This window comes from Stenotrophomonas pictorum JCM 9942 (genome assembly GCF_001310775.1).
GTDB classification, from domain to species: domain Bacteria; phylum Pseudomonadota; class Gammaproteobacteria; order Xanthomonadales; family Xanthomonadaceae; genus Stenotrophomonas; species Stenotrophomonas pictorum.
In genome coordinates this window covers 1-736 of the sequence record NZ_BAZI01000729.1, presented here as the reverse complement: position 1 = coordinate 736, position 736 = coordinate 1, and the positions used below count along the sequence as shown (strand labels likewise).

General features: G+C 70.5%; 1 pseudogene. It reads left to right on the top strand.

Features of this window, described 5'->3' with window-relative positions:
* Positions 1-113: 113 nt before the first annotated feature.
* Positions 114-736: pseudogene (locus JCM9942_RS17335) on the top strand (Na/Pi cotransporter family protein); the annotation flags it as partial.

Here is a 736-nt window from a genome sequence, read left to right as displayed (position 1 = left end):
CCGGCGGCCACGCGCCGCTCGCCGTACCTGAGCGACAGTGCGCTGCGCAGCGCCGACACCGCCACCCAGGCCTTCAGCCAGGAGCTGCGCCATCTGGCCGGCTCAGCCTGGAGGTGATCGGCCAGGCATTGTACTGCCCGCCGGACGAACTGGCGGCACCGCGCCACGACGACGTCGTGCTGCGCGGCCGCCTGCAGCAATCGACCCTGGACAGCGAGACGCTGTACCGCGAACACATCAAGCCGGTGTACGGCGAGCTGCTGCGTTTTGCCGGCCGGTTCGAACAACCGCTGGACGAGGTCCGCCAGCAGTGGTGGCGTGACGGACAGGAGGCCGCCTCGCAGCTGGTCAAGGCGGTCAAGGACGCCCACCAGCTGCAGGCCAATCTCAAGCGCTATGCCGGCGCCACGGTGCAGCCGGGGAGTACCGCCAGCGCGGCGGCCAGCGCGTATCTGGAGCTGCGCCGGCAGCTGATCGATGCGCTGGCGTGGCTGGGGCATTCGGCTTCAGTGCCGGCCACAGCCGGGCACTGGCAGGCCCAGCGGCAGACCTTGCAGGCGCATCTCACTGCGTTCAAGGACGACTTCACCGCGCGGCTGTTCCGGGAGGTGCGTGAGGGCCGGCTCGACGGCGCCCAGCTCGGCTCGCTGGTCAACGATCTGGGCTATGCCCAGCGCATCGTCGGCAACCTGCACCAGGTGCTGGAGCTGTGCGACGGCCAGCGCCAGGGGCTGGC